The sequence below is a fragment of the Enhygromyxa salina genome, from assembly GCF_002994635.1.
GTDB lineage: Bacteria > Myxococcota_A > Polyangia > Nannocystales > Nannocystaceae > Plesiocystis > Plesiocystis salina_B.
Genome location: NZ_PVNL01000025.1, coordinates 1 through 18,816 on the forward strand (window position 1 = coordinate 1; position 18,816 = coordinate 18,816).

An 18,816-nucleotide genomic window follows, 5' to 3' on the forward strand; every position below is an offset into this window, starting at 1 on the left:
CGCCAAACCCACCACCGCCGCGTCCGGCCGCCAGCGCGTCGAGCCGCGCGACCAGATCCCCCAGCGGGATCAACGGCTCGGCGTTGCACAGCTCGAGCAGCCCCATCTCGATCACCAGTCGCGGGACCCGGCTGTTCTCGAGGTTGTCGACCACCCGCGCGAAGCGATCGAAGTGCTGGGCGATCACGCTGGGCTCGACGGCCTGGGCCTGAGCCACCAGCTGATCATAGAGATCGTCGCTCATGTCGAGCAGCGCCGCGCGGCTGCCCGTCAACCGGACCACGGTCAGATCACGCAGGTGCTGAAGGATCGCGACCGCGAGCTGCATCAGGTCGCTGCCGACCGCCGTCAGCGCCTCGAACCGAGCCAAGACCTGCGCGGCGTCGCGATCGAGCACAGCCTGAAGCAGCTGGGCGATCGAGAAGCGCCCGGCCTGACCGAGCACCGCGAGCACCTCGTCGGTCTTGATCTGGGTGGGGTCCTGGGCGAACGCGATGACCTTGTCGAGCAGCGTCAGCGAGTCGCGGACCGAGCCATCGCCACAGCGCGCGATCACGGTGAGGCCCTCGGGCTCGACCGAGAACTGCTCTTGCGTGAGGATCTGCTGCAGATACGGGACCAGCGTTGCTGCCCGCACGCGCCGATAGTCGAGCCGTGACACCCGCGAGAGGATCGTGGGGATCACCTTGTGCGGATCCGTGGTCGCAAACATGAACGTCACATGCGGCGGCGGCTCCTCGAGCGTCTTGAGCAGGGCGTTGAAGGCCTGCTGCGTGAGCATGTGGACCTCGTCGATGATGTAGATCTTGCGTCGCGCCGACTGCGGCAGGTAGTTGACCTGATCACGCAGCGAGCGGATGTCATCGACGGAGTTGTTGCTGGCGCCGTCGATCTCGATCACGTCGACCGAGCGCCCCTCGTTGACGCCGACACACTGCGCGCACTGGTTGCACGGCTCGGGCGTCGGGCCCTGCTCGCAGACCAGCGCCTTGGCGAGGATCCGCGCGGCCGTCGTCTTGCCGAGGCCCCGAACCCCGCAAAACAGATAGGCGTGGTGAACCCGGTCGGTCCGGATCGCGTTCTCCAGCGTCCGCGTCACGTGCTCCTGGCCGATCATGTCGGCGAAGCGCTGCGGTCGATACTTGCGCGCGAGAGCGAGATAGGCCACGGAGCCCGAATGCTAGCTCGTTTGGGTTCCCACAGAAACCTCGGTCGTTCGCAAGCTCATGGCTCGTTGCGGAGCGTGAGGGCGCCCAGCCGCTGGCCGCGCTCGAGCAGCCGCAGGATCCGGGCTCGCTCGGCGGCGGTAAATTCGGGGGTGATCGGCCAGTTGCCGGTCGCGCGCATCAGCTCTTCTTGCGAGCTCTCGACGCCGACTCGGGCCATGACCTTCTTCACGTCGATCACCAGCTTGGGGAGCGGCGCGGGTGGAGCTGGAGCGTCGATCTTGTTGGGGTCGATGCAGGCGGCGAGATCGTTGACGCCGGCGGCGCGCTCGTTGAGCTCGGGCAGACCAAATTTTCGGGTGACCGTGGCCGGGAAGCTGGCGTGGTCGAACACGTCGTGGACGACGCAGCCGTTGCGCACGTGTGGCCCGATCACGACGGCGGGGACGCGGAAGCCTTGCTGGGCAAACTCGGGGCCGTCCGCGTCGGGCGTGATCGGGGGGCTGACGTGATCGTAGAACCCGCCGTGCTCGTCGTAAGTGATGATGAACAGCAGCTTGTCCCAGTACGACGACTGCGCGAGCGCCTCGTAGATCGTCGCAATCAAGGCCTGCCCGAGCTCGATGTGGTGGGCGGGGTGATCGTCGTTGCTCGTGAAGCTTGGATCGATGATCACGACCTGCTCGAGCGTGCCCGCGTCGATCCGCTCGAACATCTCGTCCATCGAGTCGGTGCCAGAGAAGCCGACGATCGGGAACGCCCCCCACTTCCAGGGCACGTCACCATAGTAGTTGTTGTGGCTGATCCCAGCGTCGTCGCACACGTCCTGGACCGTGGTCGGCAGCGGGAACGCGGGCGCGTTGGAGGTGCGCCCGTTCGAGCTCGCGGCGTGGAGGTAGTAGCGGTTGGCCCACGTGCCGCCGAGCAGCGAGCAATACCAGTGGTCACACAGCGCGTAGTCGTCGGCCAGCGACCACAGCACCGGGAGATCTTCGCGGGTGTGGTAGCCCATGACCTCGTGCTCGAGTGACTCGCCGTTGATCTTGATCTGCTCGGTCACGAAACCGTCGAGGTTGCCGTTGTTCCACTGGGCGTGGACCTCGTCCCATTGGTGGGGCGGATCCTCCGGCTCGAAGTTGTCGAGCTTGTTCACGAACACGGGCTCACCGAGGGCGTTGGGGTTGCTCTCGGCGCCGCTGAGCCCCTCGATGTCGGTCTGGCCCTCGACCAGCTGCCGCGCGCCGAAGTAGTGATCGAACGAGCGGTTCTCCATGCACAGCACGACGATGTGCTCGACGTTGGCGAGCGCCTGCTGAAGCGTCAGCCCGCCGTCGTCCGCACACGCGTCGCCGGGATCGCCGTCTCCGTCGCCGTCGCCGTCGCCGTCGCCGTCGCCGGGATCTCCATCGCCGTCGCCGGGATCGCCATCCCCGTCGCCATCGCCATCGCCATCGCCATCGCCATCGCCGTCCCCGTCCCCGCTCGACTCGGTCTCGGAACCACCGGTCTCGCCATCGCCGACAACATCATCACCGCAGCCGATCGCCGTCGCCCCGACCAGGGCCGACATGCCCTGCATCGCGCGGCGGCGTGACAACAGCTTGCGTACGGAATCGAGGTACTTCTTGGTCACGGGTGGTGACCATCGTACGTCGATGCCAGTGACGTCGAGCCAGCGGTGAGACCGCGGGGCAACGATGGCGCAACGTTAGATCGCGGGGGGGAAGTCGGTCACCCAGCTCGCGCGCGCCCCAAGGCGCACGCCGCTCGGTTCCGCCCAGTTCCAGTCAGTTCCACTCAGAAGGTGAAGTGCTGCGACACGATCTCTTCGGGCTCGGCCTCGGCCTTGCGCTCGGGACGGGCCTTGAGCACCGTCGGCACCGGGGCGCCCGCCGCGTCGAGCTTTTCCGCAATGATTTCCTCGAGATAGCCGCTGACACTGCACCCGGTGGCGTCGCAGAAGTCCTTCAGACGCTGATAGGTGATGCCCTTGACGGAGATGCTTCGGCGGGTTTGTCGCTTGGCCATGTCTGTCGCTGCCCTTACTCGACCTGTACGCCAACGGGATCTGACACGCAAGCGTCATTCCACAAGATGTTGTGGTGCGGACCCAACGCGGACACAACATCCTGTGGATAATGTGATCCAAGTGATCGATAACATTACATAAATTCAGTGTCACGAATTCCACGCATGCTCGACTGATCCACGATCACTAGACTAGACTGATCACTGATATTTTGCCCTGTGGAAAAGATCTCCGAGATCTCTTCACTGTCGGTGCCACAGATCTGGCCGCGGCGTCGGCCTGGTGTCCATCCTCGCTGGTGATCCAGACAGCGGTTTGGCGTATGTTTGTCGTTCGGCGAACCAGACCCAGTGCAACCGCGCCTGGACGCGCTCTGGCGACCCTCGACCCATGCTGGAGCCCGACACCCAGGTCATCCCGCCGCGCGACGCCGTCCCGCCGCGCGACGGGCGTGGACCTTCGGCCCCCCAGCCTCGGGCCCCGTCACGGTCCGAGGTCGAGCCGGGGTTCTCGCAGCGCTGGGTCGGCCGCTATGAGCTGATCCATCGCCTGGCCCACGGCGGGATGGCGACGGTCTATCTGGGCCGGGCCAAGGGCAAGGCTGGGTTCGAGAAGATCGTCGCGGTCAAGGTCATCCACCCGCACCTCGCGGCCGAGGCCGAGTTCGTCGGCATGTTCCTCGACGAGGCCCGGATCGCCGCGCGCATCCATCACCCACACGTGGTCGAGATCCTCGATCTCGGTCAGAGCGACTCCGTCTACTACATGGTGATGGAGTTCATCGAGGGTGAGAACCTCGCCGCCCTCGTGCGGGCCCTGAAGGGCGAGCTGCTCCCGATCCCCGTGGCCTTGCAGATCGTCGCCGACACCCTCGCGGGCCTCGGGGCTGCACACGAGGTCGAGGACGTCGACGGCCGCCCCTACGAGCTGGTCCACCGCGACGTCTCGCCGCACAACATCCTGATCAACCTCGACGGCTGGGCCAAGGTCGGCGACTTCGGGATCATGAAGGCCGCTGGCAAGGCCTCGAACACGCGGACGGGCGAGCTGCGGGGCAAGCTCGCGTATATGTCGCCCGAGCAGGCCCGCGGCAACGGCCACGTCGATCACCGCACGGATCTGTTCGCGGTCGGGGTCATCATCTGGGAGCTGCTCACGGGCGAGCGGTTGTTCGCGTGCCCAAGTGAAGCGGCGACGCTCGAGAAGGTGATCGCCTGCGTGATCCCACCGCTCGGCGACGCGCGGCCAGAGCTCGACGGGCACCCTGGCTTGCGCGACGCCCTCGAGGCGCTGCTGGCCCGCGCGCTGGCGACCGATCCGGATCAGCGGCACGCCAACGCCAGCGAGATGCTGGCTGAGGTCAAGCTGCTGCTGCGCCTGGCCTACGAGCTGCCTGGCGACGAGCCGCGCAGCTACCTGGGCCAGCTCATGCGTCGGTTCTTCCTGCGCCGAGTCGACTACGCACGCGCGGCGCTGCGGCGCACGGGTGAGCACGACGCGCTGAGCTCGGGCGCACGCGAGCTGATCGGCGAGACCGCGGCCATGCTGGGTCGCCCACCGACGGGGTCGAACCCGGTCACCCCGCCGTTCGCCGAGCTGGCCTTGACCCCAACTGGCGCCGCGGCGCTCGACTCGAGCGGGACCGAGCGCCCGTCGACCGACTCTCACCCGCAGTTCGACACGGCTGCAGGTTCCGGTCGAACCCACCCGCTCGCCCAGTGGAGCATGTGGCTGTTGCTGCCGATGCTCGGGGCCGGGATCGCGGTCGCGGCGATGCTGATGCTGGGCGGGTCCCCGCAACCACCCGTGGCTGCCCCCGCGGAGCACCCGGAGTCGACCCCCGAGCCGACACCCGAACCGGCAGCTCGGCCCGCGCCGAGCTCGCTGGCCGCGGCCAACTACGCGCCGCTCCCTCAAAAGCCGGCGGGCATGATCCGCTGGTACTTCTCGACCAAGCCCGAGGGCGCGCAGGTGTGGATCGACGGCGAGGACCGCGGGCTCACCCCGGTCTCCGTGTTCGTGCCGATCGGGGAGGCGCCCGTCGACATCCGCCTGCTGCTCGACGGCTACGAGCCCTACCCGCTCGAGCTGCCGCCAACCAACGACCAGAGCTTCTCGACCAAGCTGCAGGCGCTCGCGCCCGACGCGGAGCCCACGGGCAAGTCGGGCAAGAGCACAAAGGCGATCAAGCGCCCGCGCCAGTCCGGCAAGGGCGCGTCGACGGGCGGCTCGGACGACGGCGGAGAGACCGGCTCGGATCCGGTCAAGAAGGGCTTTGTGCCGGTCCCGGACAGCCTCCGCGAGTCTGGCGGCTGAGTCGTCGCGTGGATCCGCCGACCCCTCGGGCCGCAAACCGGGCCGGGCACGGTAAGCTGGCCGGGCGTGAGGCGTCACGACGAGGGAAGTGCGGAGTCTCGGCTCCGCTGGACGAAGTCGCGAGCGCGGGCGCGGACGCTCAGTCGTCGCGCGCTCGCGGTGATCGTGAGCCTCAGCTGCGCGTCGGCCAGCCCCGCACGCGCGGCCCCACCCGAGCGAGTCGGCCCCGCATCTGACGAAGCGAAGATCGAGACCGAGGCTGGATCCGAGACGGCGCCTGAAACTGGCTCCGAGACCGCCCCTGAGACCGGATCCGAGACGGCCCCCGAGACCGCGATAGAGTGGTACGCCCGCGGCTACGAGCTCGGCAACGCGGGCGACTACGCAGCCGCGGCCGAGGCGTTCTTGCGCTCTTATGATCTGCAGCCAACCCCGGAGGCCCTGTTCAACGCCGCGTTCGCGTTCGAGCAGGCCGGGGCCACGCTCGACGCGATCTCCACGTACGAGCGCGTGCTGACCGAGCCTGCGCGCAGCGAGGAGCTGGCGGCCGAGGCCCAGCGCTCGATCGACGAGCTGAGCAAAGAGGTCGCGGTGCTCAAGGGGATCCGGTTCGCAGCCGCGCGCCCGCCCGCGCAGCTGTTCGTTCAAGGCCGGTCCGTCGACCTCGACGCGTTCCCGATCCTGGTGCTGCCGGGGGAGATCGAGCTCGAGGTCGTCGATGAGCGAGGTGTCCGCACCCGCGAGACCTACCAGCTGGCGGCCGGCGAGGCGCTGGTCGTGGATCTACGAGCCCTGCTTCCATCGCCACCCAAGCCCGACCCCAAGCCGGTCCTCGACGCCGGTCCGACCGAGACCGAGCTCGACGCCGCGCGCACCCACGCCCGGCTCGCGCTGGCGCTGCGCAACACGACCTGGGTCGGCGTGGGCCTGAGCGGCGCGGGTGCGGTGAGCGTGCTGAGCTTGGCGTTGTTGGCCCAGCGCGAGCAACGACGCTTCAACGCCGACAGCTGCTATCAATTCCCGGACGACGCCTGCCCCGACGACTTCGAGCTTGGCGATCCCAACGCCCACCAGCGGGCCTACAAGCGCTATGCCCTGAGCGCCAGCGTGGCCGGGGGCGTGAGCGCGGGGTTGGTGCTCACGACCTTGGTGGTCGGCCTGGTGAGCGTTCGCCATGCGCGGCGAGCCAAGCACGTACAGCAGTCGCGCGGCCACGAAGCCCGGTCCGCCGTCCGCGTCACGCCCGGCGTTGGCCTCGGCAGCCTGATGCTCCGGTTCTAATCAGCGGTTCACGATCAGGGTCGCGATCTCGACGATCAACTCGAGATCCCGAGACTCGGCGCGATGCGACAGGGCGATCATCCGGGCCCGCTGCGAGAGCTCGGCGGTGCTCGCTTGCGGCTCGGCTCCGCTGTCGGGCAGCAGCTCCGAGACGGCGGCCCCGAGCCCCTCGGCGATCCGCAGCAAGGTCCTGAGCCCGGGGCTCTGATACCGACCGTTCTCGAGCCGCGAGATCATGTCGGTCGCGATCCCAGCCGCCTGCGCGGCCTGTCGCTGGGTCATGCCGCGGGTCTCTCGGGCGTTGCGGATCCGCTTGCCGAGCTCGGTCATGTAGCGCCGCTCGACCGACGCTCGATCATCGCGGGTCCGACCGCGCGGCCGCTGCTTGTCGCCCTCTTGCACGCCAGCAACCATACTATGTGAACTCCAGGCGCCGGACCTCGAGCACGCGGATCCGGTCGCGCAGCTGGGCGGCCTCCTCGTAGCGCAGCTCCTTGGCCAGCGCCCGCATCTGCTGCTCGAGCTCGGTGATCCGCTCGGACAGCTCGTTGGGCAGCAGGTCCTGATCGCCCGCGCGGTCGAGGCCCACCGGAAGCTCGCTGGTCCCCGCGCCCCGCTTGGTCCGCCCACGGGCGGCCCCAGGCGTCGGCTTGTCCTGCTCGATCGGCGAGATCTTGGCCCGGGTGCTGCGCGGGGTGATCCCGTGCTCGGCGTTGTGCTGAGCTTGGATCGTGCGGCGTCGCTCGGTCTCGGCGATCGCCTTCTTCATCGAGTCGGTCACGCGATCGGCGTACATGATCACCCGACCGTCGAGGTTGCGAGCCGCGCGACCGCAGGTCTGCATCAGGCTTCGCTCGGCTCGCAAGAACCCCTCTTTGTCGGCGTCCAAGATCGCAACCAGCGACACCTCGGGCAGATCCAGCCCCTCGCGCAGCAGGTTGATCCCGACCAGCACGTCGAACTCACCGAGGCGAAGATCACGAAGGATCTCGACCCGCTCGAGCGTGTCGACGTCGGAGTGGAGGTAGCGGACGCGGATCCCGAGATCGGCGTAGTACTCGGTCAGGTCCTCGGCCATGCGCTTGGTCAAGGTGGTCACCAGGACCCGCTCGTCTCGCTCGACCCGGGCGCGGATCTCATCGAGGAGATCGTCGACCTGCCCGGCGATCGGCCGGACTTCGATCGGCGGATCCAAGAGCCCGGTCGGCCGGATGATCTGCTCGACCACCACGCCGCTGGTCTGCTCGAGCTCGTAGTCGCCAGGCGTCGCCGACACGTAGATCACTTGCTTGACGCGCTCCTGGAACTCCTCGAATTTCAGGGGCCGGTTGTCGAGCGCCGACGGCAGGCGAAACCCGTGCTCGACCAGCGTGGTCTTGCGCGCGTTGTCACCCCGAAACATCGCGCGGACCTGGGGCATGGTCGCGTGGGACTCGTCGATCACGAACAAGAAGTCGTCGGGGAAGTAGTCGATCAGCGTCGGCGGCGGATCGCCCGGGGCCCGACCCGACAGGTGCCGCGAGTAGTTCTCGATGCCCGAGCAGCGGCCCATCTCCTCGAGCATCTCGATGTCGAACATGCAGCGCTGCTCGAGCCGCTGGGCCTCGACCAGCTTCATGTCCGCGCGCAATTGGGGGAGCCGCTGATTGAGCTCCTGCTTGATGCCCTCGATCGCGAGGCGCATCTTGCTGGCGGGCGTCACGTAGTGGCTGGCCGGAAACAAGGTCACGCGCTTCATCTCGCCGCGCGAGGTCCCCCGCAGCGGGTCGACCTCGCGGATCGCCTCGACCTCGTCGCCAAAGAACTCGATCCGGACCGCGCTGTCGTCCTCGTAGGCCGGGAACACCTCGACCACGTCCCCGCGGACCCGAAACGTGCCGCGGTGGAAGTCGACGTCGTTGCGCTCGTAGTGCATGGCGACCAGGCGTCGCAGCAGCACGTCACGATCGAGCTCCTCGCCCACGGCGATCGGCGCGACCATTCCATAGTAGGCCTCGGCCGAGCCGATACCGAAGATGCACGAGACGCTGGCGACGATGATCACGTCACGGCGTGACAGCAGCGAGTAGGTCGCCGCGTGCCGCATGCGATCGATCTGCTCATTGATGTTCGAGTCCTTCTCTATATAGGTATCGGTCGACGCGACGTAGGCCTCGGGCTGGTAGTAGTCGTAGTACGAGACGAAGTACTCGACCGCGTTGCTGGGAAACAGCGCCTTGAACTCGCTGTAGAGCTGGGCCGCGAGGGTCTTGTTGTGGGCGAGGATCAGCGTGGGCCGCTGAACCTTGGCGATCACGTTGGCGATCGTGAAGGTCTTGCCCGAGCCGGTGATCCCGAGCAGCACCTGGGCCTGGTCGCCGCCCTCGAGCCCAGTTGTCAGCTCCGCGATCGCCTGGGGCTGGCTGCCGCCCGGCGCGAACTCGCTGACCAGGGTGAACGGTCGGTCCGCCGCGATCGCCGGGCGCACGGGGTTGTCGAGATCCCAGCCGAGCTCGGCCTCGTCGATCTGTGACGACTCTTTCCACGCCTCTTCGGCGGAGCTAGCGGTGCGGCGAGGCATGACGGCCAGACGATACTGCATTCGATCCTCGCCAGCCGCCGCGAGGGCGCTCCTCGAAAGCACCGAAACGAAGCTCGACCGCGAGCTCGAACACCAGCAGGGGATCGGGGCTGAGCACGGCCAGCGCGTCGGCGGTCAGGCCGACCCGGCGGTTGCCGACCCGCGCGAACACGCCGCCACCGAACACGGCGCGGCGATGAAACGACAGGCCGTCCGCGGGATCGACCACTGGGATCCGCGTGTGTGCGGCGCCGACGTCGAGCCCGGCCGAGAACAAACCCGACGACACCACCGCGGTCCCGAGCGCCAGCTGCGTCTGCGGAATGAACTGCACGTCAGCGTCGACGGGCGGATACAGCACCGGCCGGTAGTGGCCGCCGACTTCAAAGCCGAGGCCGCTGGGTCCGCGCCCGCGCCAGATCGCGATCGCGCCGACCGGCCACACCTGCGGCGCGCGCTGGCCCGGCAGCCAGTGGCCGGTGACCCCGACGCTCACGTGGTCGAACAAGCCCACGCGCAGATCCAAGCGATAGATGTGCGGCGTCCCGCCAGCCGCAGCCAGCGAGATCACGCCGTGATCCAAGAACCGAGCGCTGCGCGGGACCGGGCGCCGCAAGTAGCGACGCAGCTCACTGCCTGGCGAGGGCGTCGGCGTGCTCGCGACGATCGGGACATCGGGCGCCGCGCTGGGCGACGCCCAGAGGGTGCTCGAGATCAGCGCGAGCGCGAAGATTGCCTGCATGAGGTGCTGGATCGTGAGTAAGCCCCGCTCGATCGCCGCAGCGGCGCCCCAGGGGCTCGAATGAGAGGGCGCGGCTGCGTGGCATACTAAGCCTTGAATGGCGAAAAAACCTCTGTCTCGTGCGGTCTTCCTGGTCAGCGCCAAGCGCACGCCCTTTGGGGCGTTTGGTGGTGCGTTCAAAGATCTTTCGGCGATCGATCTGCAGGTCGTGGCCGCAAAGGCGGCGCTCGAAGCTGGCGGCGTCGACCCTGCCACCATCGATCACGTGATCGTTGGCAACGTCGCGCAGACCTCGGTCGACGCGATCTACATGGCCCGCCACGTCGGCCTGCGCAGCGGCGTCCCGATCCCCGCGCCCGCGCTGACCGTCAATCGGCTGTGCGGCTCCGGGTTTCAGTCGGTGGTCAACGGCGCCCAAGAGATCCTGCTGGGCGACGCCGAGCTGGTCCTGACCGGCGGGACCGAGAGCATGAGCCAGGCCCCGCACGTCGCCCGCGGGCTCCGCTGGGGCACCCGGCTCGGCGTCAACCCCGAGCTCGAGGACTCGCTGTGGAGCTCCCTGACCGACAGCTACGCCGGCTGCGCCATGGGTCGCACCGCCGAGAATTTGGCCGAGCAGTTCGGGATCACCCGCGAGCAATGTGACGAGTACGCGCTGCGCAGCCAGCAGGCGTGGGCGGCCGCCAAGGACGCTGGCCGTTTCGACGCCGAGATCTGCCCGGTCACCGTCGAGAGTCGGCGCGGCAGCGTCAGCGTCGACACCGACGAGCACCCGCGCCGCGAGACCGACCTGGCCAGCCTCGCCAAGCTGCGGACCTCGTTTGGCAAGACCGGGGTCGTGACCGCCGGCAACGCCTCGGGGATCTGCGACGGAGCGGGCGCGATCGTGCTCGCCAGTGAGGAGGCGGTCAAAGCCCACGACTTGAAGCCGCTCGCGCGCCTGGTCCAGTGGCACGTCGCGGGGGTCGATCCGAAGATCATGGGTATCGGTCCGGTCCCGGCGATCCGCGGCGCCCTCGAGCGCGCTGGGCTCGGCCTCGCGGACCTCGACCTGATCGAGATCAACGAGGCATTCGCCCCCCAGTACCTGGCCTGTGAAAAGGAGCTCGAGCTCGATCGCGCCAAGGTCAACGTCGACGGCGGGGCGATCTCGCTGGGCCACCCGCTCGGGGCCTCCGGCTCGCGGATCACCGGACACCTCGCGCACGAGCTGCGTCGGCGCCAGGGCAAGTACGCCGTTGGCTCCGCGTGCATCGGCGGGGGCCAGGGGATCGCCGTCGTGCTCGAGCGCTGCTGAACGAACAGGACAACACCATGCCGGACCGCCCGACTCAGCCGACCACCAACGATGACCTTCGCGAGCCCCGCGCCGGGGACCTGGTCTACGACTGGAACAGCCGCAACCGACGTGGTCCGCTGAGTCCGCTCACCCACCGCAAGGTCAGCTTCTTCGACGAGACCCTTCGCGACGGGATCCAGTCGCCGTCGGTCCGGGATCCCTCCCTCGAAGAGAAGCAGGAGATCTTGCGGCTCACTGCCGCGCTCGGAATCGACGCCGCGGACCTGGGCCTGCCGGGCGCCGGGCCGCGGGCGATCGCCGACGTGACCGCGCTGGTCAACTTCGCCGAGCGCGAGCGGCTCGGCATCGAGTACGCCTGCGCGGCCCGAACCCACGAGCGAGACATCAACGCGGTCGCCGACATCGCCGACAAGACCGGCCAGGAGATCTGGGTCTACGCGTTCTTGGGCTCGAGCCCGATCCGCCTCTACACCGAGAACTGGGAGGTCTCGACCCTGCTCGAGCGCACGATCCTGGCCGCGGATCTATGCGCAAAGCGCGGGCTCCCGATGTGCTTCGTCACCGAAGACACGACCCGCTCGACGCCGACCGTGCTCGACCAGCTATTTCGCTGCGCCGTCGAGCACGGGGTCCAGCGCCTGTGCCTGTGCGACACCGTTGGCCACGCCACGCCAGCCGGGGTCGAGGATCTCGTCAGCTTCACCCGGCTGCTGCTCGAGACCATCCGCGCCCCGGACGTCGGCATCGACTGGCACGGCCACAATGACCGCGGGCTGGGTGTCACCAATAACATCGTCGCGCTCGAGGCTGGCGCGGACCGCATTCATGGCACCGCGCTCGGGATCGGCGAGCGGGTCGGCAACGCCTCGCTGGATCTCACGCTCATGAACCTCAAGCTGCTCGGCGAGCTGCCCGACCGCGACCTCAGCAAGCTCGTGCCCTGGTGCGAGGCCGTCGCCGCGGCCTGCGAGGTCCCGATCCATCCTCAATACCCATTAGTAGGCGCCGACGCGTTCCGGACGGCGACCGGAGTCCACGCCGCCGCCGTCATCAAGGCGATCAACAAGGGCGACGATGACCTCGCCGACCGGATCTACAGCGGCGTCCCTGCCAACTGGTTCGGAAGGCAGCAGAGCATCGAGATCGGCTTCATGTCCGGCGAGTCCAACGTCCGCTATTGGCTGCAGCACCGAGGGATCGCGGCCGAGGACGGACTGGTCAAGCACGTGTTCGATGCCGCCAAGGCCACCGACCACATCCTCAGCGACGAAGAGGTCATGCAAGCGGTGCGCGGGTACAAGGGCTGAGCTGGCGACCGGCAGAACGGCCGACCGGCCTTTAGTACAGCAGCAAGTATTGAATGCCAGCGAGCATCCCAAACGCCGTCAACAGTAACAGCGGCAGGTGGTGCTCGAGGCTGGCGCTGCGGCGGTCGAGCGCGCGCCAAGGAACACTGGGCAATGGGCCGGTTCGCAAGCGACGTTTGGCCCCAGCGACGAGCGTGGGCACCCGTGACCCTGCAGCGCTGCGCACATAATCCATGCAATTGGTTTGGCCCCGGATCGGCGGCGCTGCAAATTTTTGATGTTTTTCGAGTCGAGATTTTTTAGCGTGGCTTCACGCCCCCACGACATTGTTGTCGTGCCCACACGAGCCGGGGCACCTGATGAATCGCTATTGAGCGAACGACTGCGCCAGCGCGAATGAGCGTTCGCGGATCATCGCGACGCTCGGTCCACGCAGCGCACCGATCGACGCGATCGCAGCCGCGCCACACCGCGCGATCAGCTTGGCGTTGTCGAGCTGCACGCCACCGATCGCCACGACCGGCACGGGCGACGCCGCGCAGGCGCGGGCGAGCGCATCGAGACCGACAACAGGATCATGGTCGGGCTTGCTCGACGTCGAGAACACCGGACCGAAGCCGACATAGTCCGGGGCCAGTTCGTCGATCGCCGCGCGCAGCTGGCGGAGGTCGTGGGTCGACACGCCCAGCCACAGGCCCGCCGCGCGCAGCTTCGACCGCCGCTCGCTGCGTTCGTGGATGGTCGAGCCGAGCCGCGCCAGATCCCCCTGTCCGAGGTGGACCCCCGCGACCCCGGCGATCCCCCGCGCCGCCAGCTCGAGCTCATCATTGAGGATCAACGGCAGCTCGGCCGCCGCGCAGCGACGCCCGAGCGCGACCGCCAGGTCTTCGTCCAGCGGCGCATGCTTCGAGCGCAGCTGAATGACCCCCGCCCCGCCGTCGATCAACGCATTGAGCACAGCCTCGGGGTCGAGCTGGTGCGGGTCCGGCAGATCGAGGATCGCGTATAGCCCGGAGACGTTCATGGTCAGCGCCCCGCGCACAGATCCCCGCGGGGGGTCAGGCCGGTCGGGTTGCCGACGAACTGCGGAGGGATCGTTGGTGGCGGCGGCTCTGGAGCGGTCGGCTCGTCCGCAGCATCACTGCCCTCGGTGTCGGCGTCGTCGCCCCAGTCGTCATCCCAGTCGTCGCCAGCGTTGGCCCCGTTGCCGCCCGAGTCCGCGCCCGGTTCGAGCGGCGGATCGGCGGACAGCTCGCCCCCGAGCTGGGGATTGGCCACCTGCTTTTGGAAGCTCACGTTGATCACCGCCTCACCCCGACCGCGCGGCTTGGGCTGACGGATCTGAGTCTTGGCTGGTAGGATCGCGCCGTCGACCTCGTGCAGCTCCTCGTGGCTGATCGTCCACAGCCACTCGGGTGCGCCGGAGCTGTCGATCGCCCACAGGCTGGCCCCCGCGAATTGCCAGTGACCGTCGCGCCCGCCGGACTTGGGGATCCACGCGAACGCCAGCTCTTGCTCGTACCGATCATTGGCGATCCGCAGTCGCTCCCGGCCGGTCTTGCGATCCCACCCGCGATCGATCACCTGGTGCGGCCCGTCGATCAGCGGCGCGCCGCCGAGGATCATCTTCACGAACGCCTCCGGCTCGAGGCTCACGCCCAGCAGGGTCTCGACCGCGCAGCGCGACGGCGGCCCCGAGTAGTAGCCCGGCGCCAGCGACTGCGCGCCCTCGCGCCCGCCGACCCAGCGCAGGCCGTACTCATCTTCATTGACCACCAGCGTGACCAGCTCGTTGCCCGAGATCTGGATCGTGCCGGTGAACCGGGCCGGCGCCTGGGCGACCAACATCAAGCTCGCCGCCGGCCCGCCGCCCTGCCGCACCTTCGCGCGCGGGACCTGGACCGACTGCAGGGCCGGGGCGGTCGCGATCATCAGCTCGGTGACCTCGGGCGGCTGGTCCGGCGGATAGGGTCGCTCGATCCCCTTGCAGGCGACGGAGGTCATGAGCAGCCCGGCGAGGGCCAACGTGAGGGTCACGCTGCGCGGCGACACGCTCGCAGATTACGTCAACCCCGCCCACGACCCCAGCAGCCGCGACCAAAAGTCCGAGACCAACCAGTCGTCGTTCTCGGGCAAGCGCGGCGGCCGGCCAAGGAACGGCAGGTTGCCCAGGCAGGGCACCCCGCTGCGCTGCTCGATCACCGTCGCGTTGTGTGAGCGCGAGGGATCGTCGCGGGCCAGCAGCTGGGTGAACACGAACCCGCACGGCTCGAGCTCGCGGATCCGCAGCGACTCGATCGTCAACAGCGTGTGGTTGATCGTCCCCAGCCCCGCGCGCGCAACGATCAACGGCCGCGCGCGCAGGCCCGAGATCCAGTCCGGCAGCCAGCTGCCCCCGGGCATCGGGACCAGCAGACCGCCGGCGCCCTCGACCAGGCTGACCTGCGCGCGATGACGCTGCTCGAGCCGGGCCAGCGCCCAGCGGGCCCGCCCGAGCATCGACTCGACGTCGCTCACCGGCGAGCCGCGACCCATGAAGGGGTTGGGATCATCGGCGAGCCCGGGCGCGATCGGCTTGGGCCACCTCAGCGGCGAGAGCTCATCGAGCTCGCCGGGCTCGAGCAGCGACGCCGCCAGCAACCGGGCGCGGTCACTGTTCGGCCCCCCGGGCCCCGACTCCGCCGGCTTGAACGGGACCACGCGAATCCCCCGTTGCGCCGCCGAGCGCAGCAGCGCGCAGGCGACCGTGGTCTTCCCCGCGTTGGTGTCGGTCCCGACCAGGAACACGCGCTCGCTCATCCCTCGCCCCTCACCAAGCCGTGGCGATCCAACAGCTCACACAGATCTCGAGCGAAGCGCTCGACCATGTCGAGCTCGTGCGCGGCGCTGATCGTGATCCGCAGCCGGGCCCCCTGCTCGGGCACCGTCGGCGGCCGAATCGCCTGAACATGCCAGCCTCGCTGCAGCAGCTCGGCCGAGAGCGCCAGCGCCCGCGCGTTGTCGCCCACGAGCACCGGAAGGATCGGCGAAGCCTGGGTCCCGTGCGCTCCCAGCCCCGCGCGATCGCCCAAGATCGACCGCAGCGTCGCGAGGTTGCGCCACAACAGCTCGCGGCGTCGGTCACCCTCGGCGCCCGAGACCTGGTCGAGCGCGTGGGCGATCCGCGGGACCAAGACCGGTGAGACGCCGGTCGTGAACACGAAGGCGCGAGCGTGGCCGCGGATCCAGTCACACACCAGCGAAGACGCGCACACAAACGCGCCCGCGCAGCCGAACGCCTTGCCGAGCGGCGCAACCACGACCGTCGGTCGGTGCACGAGCTGGCTCGCCCGGCCTCGGCCGTTCGCGTACAGCCCGATCGCGTGCGCCTCATCCAGGTACACGCAGCCGCCGGCGGCCAGGTGAGTGTCGAGAGCCGCCGACGCCGGGCCGTCGCCATCCATCGAGAACACCGACTCGACAAACCACCAACGCGCGCCCGCTGAATCACCGGCCCGCTCCCCGCGAGGGGGAGCCGCGAGGTGATCCAGGATCCGCCGCGTCGCGCTGCTCAGTCGCAGCCCATCGATCAGGCTCGCGTGGTTGAGCGCGTCGCTGTACGCGACATCGCCCGGCTGCAGCAGCGACGCCGGGACGCCCACGTTGGCCTGAAACCCGCTTGGAAACAGCACCGCGTCCTCGAACCCCATCACCCCCGCGAACCGGCGCTCGATGTCGCGGTGGACCTGCAGATCACCGCACACCAGTCGCGACGCCGCCGCCCCCGAAGGCTGCGGCGCCGTCTGGGGTCGCTCCTCGGCCAGGCCCAAGTAATCGTTGCTGCAAAAGCTGACGACCTCCCGATCCCCGAGCCGATAGCGAAGCCCCCGTCGCTCGGTCGGCGCCGGACACCGACGCTCGAGCGCCGCGTCACGCTCAGCCGCGAGCGCGACCCGGAGCCGCTCATCGAGCGCGAGGTTGCCCGGCGAGGGCGGAGGAACACGTGGAGTCACGGGCGGCGATCCAACCGGTCTCGGGCGAACGTGGCAAGATGCCCGCCGTGAGCGAGGCAGTACTGCGTGACGCGTGTGACCAACTCGGGCTCCAGGCGACGACCGGTCGCATCGATAAGCTACTGATATTAAAAGACTTTTTCAAGTTCTATGCACGCTCGATGAACCTGACCGGCCGAACCGACGACGCGGCGCTGGACTCGCACATCGTCGAGGCACTCCAGGTCGTCGCGCTCGCGCAGCAATTGCAGATCGGCGCCGGTCGCTGGCTCGACGTCGGCAGCGGCGGAGGCTTCCCCGGACTGGTACTCGCCGCGTGGCTCGAAGTCAGGCTCGTGCTGATCGAACCCCGCGCGAAGCGAGCCAGCGGACTCGAGCTCGCGCTCGCCAAGATCGGCCGACAGGACGCCCAGGTCCTGCGCGGCCGCGTGGAGAACGGCAAATGGAGGCCGATCGAGGGCGGCTCGCTCGAGCCCGGCTTCGACGCCGCGAGCGCACGGGCGGTGTTCTCCCCGGAGCGGTGGCTCGAGGAGGCGCGTCCGTGGGTGCGTCCCGGAGGCGTCGTGTGTCTGCACCTCGGCGCTGGGGAGACGCCGGAGGGCGTTCGCGTGGTCGGTCGAGTGGATGGGGAGCGGTGGGCGGCAGTGGGCGTGGAGAATGTTCCACGTGGAACACTCCCGTCGGGGTGACGCCGGGTCGGCTCTTGGGGGTTCGGTTGCGTGTGGACGCCAATCCGGCGCGCACGGGCAACGACTCGCCGAGTCACCTCCAGTCTTGGTCGCCTTGCTTGGTCTCCCGCAGACGTCCTGCCGGGTCGGATCTTGGTTGGAGGTGACTCCGATCCGGCCAGGTCGGCTGCCGTCTCGGTTCGCAGCTTCCTCTCGGGGGGAATCTTGGCTTGACCGGATAGGCTTCGACGAAGTTCGTGGAGGCGATACGCGGGATCGGGTCCAGCGGCGGGCTCTGATCCTCATGCTTCCTGGTTGTGCGTCGTACTCGGGGGCTGTTGTGACGATGGACAGCGCGCACGACCCGTGAGGGTCCGCCCGGGCACGGAGGGCTCAAGGCGGGAGTGGGGCGTTGTCGGGGAACGGTGGGGTTGATGTCGGGCTGTTCGCTTCGGTGGAGCACTCGCAACGCCCTCTTACTGTGCCCGGGCGGACCCTCACGGGTTTGTTGTGCGCTTGTCGGTTTCGATCGGCGGCTACGGCTCTTCGTTTTGCAGATTGCTTGGTTCTTTTGGAGGCACGGTCGGCCGCCGTCCTGGTTGGAAGTTTCTTGGCGTTCGTGCGGCGACACGCCGTTTGGTTGGACGGGCTGAGACCACCGATCCCGTGGCTGCGTCGGCTTGGCTGCAGGGTCCCCAAATCGTCGCTGCTTCCGGCCGACGGCTCAGGATGTTCCACGTGGAACACTCTGAACTCGACACTCGGGTCTGACGGGCCTCTCACGAGACAGTTCGCCGCACCCAAACGCGCGCGGGGCGGGCCATGTCTAGCTGGGCCCCTCACTCCCCAAGTGAGCGGGCCAAGCATCCAACCCGGTGAGAAGGCTGCGAACCGAGACTGGGAGCGGGTCGGGCTCGGCTGCAGCCCTCACCCGGTCGGTACGCAAGTCCTCCACGATGAGCCAGGAACTGGCCAGACAAAGGAGCCGATCACCGAATCTCCCTCCACGTCTCGGGGGACACCCAGGATCTCGAGGGAGAAAGGAGTTCTCCGCGTGCCGGGATCGAGGCGCCCAGCTAACCAACGAAGCGGCCACAAGGCCGCGGCGTACCGCCTCACGAGAACTCGATCGCACCACGTGATCGCCCTGATCCGTCCGAGCGCGAGAAGGGTGACGAACCCGAGAGGAAGCTGCGAACCGAGGCTGGACGCGACCTCGCCGGGTCGGAGCGCCACCCTGCAGCCCCTCAACACGCACCCCTCCAAACAGGACCCAGCACCGTGGAAAAGCGACGAAGCGCCGCCCGCCCCAGCGCCCCTCGATCTCGAGAGCGTAGCCGCCGACCGAACACGACAAGCGCGCACAACAAACCCGTGAGGGTCCGCCCGGGCACAGTAAGAGGGCGTTGCGAGTGCTGCACCGAAGCGAACAGCCCGACATCAACCCCACCGTTC

At 68.5% G+C, this 18,816-nt stretch carries 16 protein-coding genes; 5 read left to right on the forward strand and 11 right to left on the reverse strand.

The features are described 5' to 3' along the window. The 3 genes from dnaX to ENSA7_RS04435 form a co-directional block, all read right to left on the reverse strand. A partial coding sequence (dnaX, locus tag ENSA7_RS04425) for a DNA polymerase III subunit gamma/tau (protein ID WP_146157323.1) occupies positions 1 to 1,168 on the reverse strand: 1,168 nt, incomplete at its 3' end. A gap of 56 nt (positions 1,169 to 1,224) precedes the next feature. Then, entirely contained in the window at positions 1,225 to 2,799 is a 1,575-nt protein-coding gene (locus ENSA7_RS04430; RefSeq protein ID WP_106087940.1) for an alkaline phosphatase family protein, read from the reverse strand. Positions 2,800 to 2,963: 164 nt separating this feature from the next. Further along, positions 2,964 to 3,194: a hypothetical protein gene (locus ENSA7_RS04435; protein ID WP_106087941.1), complete on the reverse strand. Its 231-nt coding sequence runs from the start codon at positions 3,192 to 3,194 to the stop codon at positions 2,964 to 2,966. A gap of 391 nt (positions 3,195 to 3,585) precedes the next feature. Here ENSA7_RS04435 and ENSA7_RS04440 point away from each other — a divergent pair, with 391 nt between their 5' ends. Then, positions 3,586 to 5,511, forward strand: coding sequence for a serine/threonine-protein kinase (locus ENSA7_RS04440; protein WP_106087942.1), 1,926 nt, complete (start codon positions 3,586 to 3,588; stop codon positions 5,509 to 5,511). A 165-nt stretch (positions 5,512 to 5,676) separates the two neighbouring features. Continuing rightward, on the forward strand, positions 5,677 to 6,792 hold the full coding sequence (locus ENSA7_RS04445; RefSeq protein WP_146157324.1) for a tetratricopeptide repeat protein: 1,116 nt from the start codon (positions 5,677 to 5,679) through the stop codon (positions 6,790 to 6,792). Here ENSA7_RS04445 and ENSA7_RS04450 read toward each other — a convergent pair whose 3' ends face one another. The 3 genes from ENSA7_RS04450 to ENSA7_RS04460 are packed head-to-tail and all read right to left on the reverse strand — an operon-like array spanning position 6,793 to position 10,094. Next, positions 6,793 to 7,194, reverse strand: coding sequence for a helix-turn-helix domain-containing protein (locus ENSA7_RS04450; RefSeq protein ID WP_181233130.1), 402 nt, complete (start codon positions 7,192 to 7,194; stop codon positions 6,793 to 6,795). A gap of 13 nt (positions 7,195 to 7,207) precedes the next feature. Further along, positions 7,208 to 9,352 carry an excinuclease ABC subunit UvrB gene (gene uvrB, locus ENSA7_RS04455; RefSeq protein ID WP_106087945.1) on the reverse strand — a complete coding sequence of 715 codons (2,145 nt, stop codon included), beginning with the start codon at positions 9,350 to 9,352 and terminating at the stop codon, positions 7,208 to 7,210. Beyond that, positions 9,333 to 10,094: a hypothetical protein gene (locus ENSA7_RS04460; protein WP_106087946.1), complete on the reverse strand. Its 762-nt coding sequence runs from the start codon at positions 10,092 to 10,094 to the stop codon at positions 9,333 to 9,335. Before ENSA7_RS04460 ends, uvrB begins: the two co-directional genes overlap by 20 nt. 97 nt (positions 10,095 to 10,191) lie before the next feature. Between ENSA7_RS04460 and ENSA7_RS04465 the strand changes: the two genes are divergently transcribed. Together ENSA7_RS04465 and ENSA7_RS04470 are read left to right on the forward strand one after the other, a co-directional pair. Further along, positions 10,192 to 11,391 carry an acetyl-CoA C-acetyltransferase gene (locus ENSA7_RS04465; protein WP_106087947.1) on the forward strand — a complete coding sequence of 400 codons (1,200 nt, stop codon included), beginning with the start codon at positions 10,192 to 10,194 and terminating at the stop codon, positions 11,389 to 11,391. A gap of 17 nt (positions 11,392 to 11,408) precedes the next feature. Then, the gene (locus ENSA7_RS04470; RefSeq protein WP_106087948.1) at positions 11,409 to 12,701 is read left to right on the forward strand and encodes a LeuA family protein; all 1,293 of its coding nucleotides are present in this window, start codon (positions 11,409 to 11,411) and stop codon (positions 12,699 to 12,701) included. A 31-nt stretch (positions 12,702 to 12,732) separates the two neighbouring features. Here the strand turns inward: ENSA7_RS04470 and ENSA7_RS45700 are convergent, their stop codons facing one another. The 5 genes from ENSA7_RS45700 to ENSA7_RS04490 all read right to left on the reverse strand — a co-directional run bounded on the left by ENSA7_RS45700 (position 12,733) and on the right by ENSA7_RS04490 (position 16,693). Further along, the gene (locus ENSA7_RS45700; protein ID WP_280523972.1) at positions 12,733 to 12,855 is read right to left on the reverse strand and encodes a hypothetical protein; all 123 of its coding nucleotides are present in this window, start codon (positions 12,853 to 12,855) and stop codon (positions 12,733 to 12,735) included. A 213-nt stretch (positions 12,856 to 13,068) separates the two neighbouring features. Then, the gene (locus tag ENSA7_RS04475; protein WP_146157325.1) at positions 13,069 to 13,725 is read right to left on the reverse strand and encodes a thiamine phosphate synthase; all 657 of its coding nucleotides are present in this window, start codon (positions 13,723 to 13,725) and stop codon (positions 13,069 to 13,071) included. 2 nt (positions 13,726 to 13,727) lie between these two features. Beyond that, positions 13,728 to 14,753, reverse strand: a complete 1,026-nt coding sequence (locus ENSA7_RS04480; RefSeq protein WP_106087950.1) for a hypothetical protein — start codon at positions 14,751 to 14,753, stop codon at positions 13,728 to 13,730. A 9-nt stretch (positions 14,754 to 14,762) separates the two neighbouring features. Next, complete coding sequence (gene bioD / locus ENSA7_RS04485; protein WP_106087951.1) at positions 14,763 to 15,500, reverse strand: dethiobiotin synthase; 738 nt, start codon at positions 15,498 to 15,500, stop codon at positions 14,763 to 14,765. After that, positions 15,497 to 16,693, reverse strand: a complete 1,197-nt coding sequence (locus ENSA7_RS04490) for an aminotransferase class I/II-fold pyridoxal phosphate-dependent enzyme (RefSeq protein ID WP_181233132.1) — start codon at positions 16,691 to 16,693, stop codon at positions 15,497 to 15,499. Before ENSA7_RS04490 ends, bioD begins: the two co-directional genes overlap by 4 nt. A 47-nt stretch (positions 16,694 to 16,740) precedes the next feature. Here ENSA7_RS04490 and ENSA7_RS04495 point away from each other — a divergent pair, with 47 nt between their 5' ends. Continuing rightward, complete coding sequence (locus ENSA7_RS04495; RefSeq protein ID WP_181233134.1) at positions 16,741 to 17,382, forward strand: 16S rRNA (guanine(527)-N(7))-methyltransferase RsmG; 642 nt, start codon at positions 16,741 to 16,743, stop codon at positions 17,380 to 17,382. The last annotated feature ends 1,434 nt before the right edge of the window (positions 17,383 to 18,816 follow it).

Excerpts from the sequence above, each read along its gene's own strand:
- ENSA7_RS04435 (WP_106087941.1), bottom strand. The coding sequence starts at position 3,194 with ATGGCCAAGCGACAAACCCGCCGAAGCATCTCCGTCAAGGGCATCACC.
- ENSA7_RS04470 (WP_106087948.1), top strand. The coding sequence starts at position 11,409 with ATGCCGGACCGCCCGACTCAGCCGACCACCAACGATGACCTTCGCGAG.
- bioD (WP_106087951.1), bottom strand. The coding sequence starts at position 15,500 with ATGAGCGAGCGCGTGTTCCTGGTCGGGACCGACACCAACGCGGGGAAG.
- ENSA7_RS04460 (WP_106087946.1), bottom strand. The coding sequence starts at position 10,094 with ATGCAGGCAATCTTCGCGCTCGCGCTGATCTCGAGCACCCTCTGGGCG.
- ENSA7_RS04475 (WP_146157325.1), bottom strand. The coding sequence starts at position 13,725 with ATGAACGTCTCCGGGCTATACGCGATCCTCGATCTGCCGGACCCGCAC.
- uvrB (WP_106087945.1), bottom strand. The coding sequence starts at position 9,352 with ATGCCTCGCCGCACCGCTAGCTCCGCCGAAGAGGCGTGGAAAGAGTCG.
- ENSA7_RS04465 (WP_106087947.1), top strand. The coding sequence starts at position 10,192 with ATGGCGAAAAAACCTCTGTCTCGTGCGGTCTTCCTGGTCAGCGCCAAG.
- ENSA7_RS04440 (WP_106087942.1), top strand. The coding sequence starts at position 3,586 with ATGCTGGAGCCCGACACCCAGGTCATCCCGCCGCGCGACGCCGTCCCG.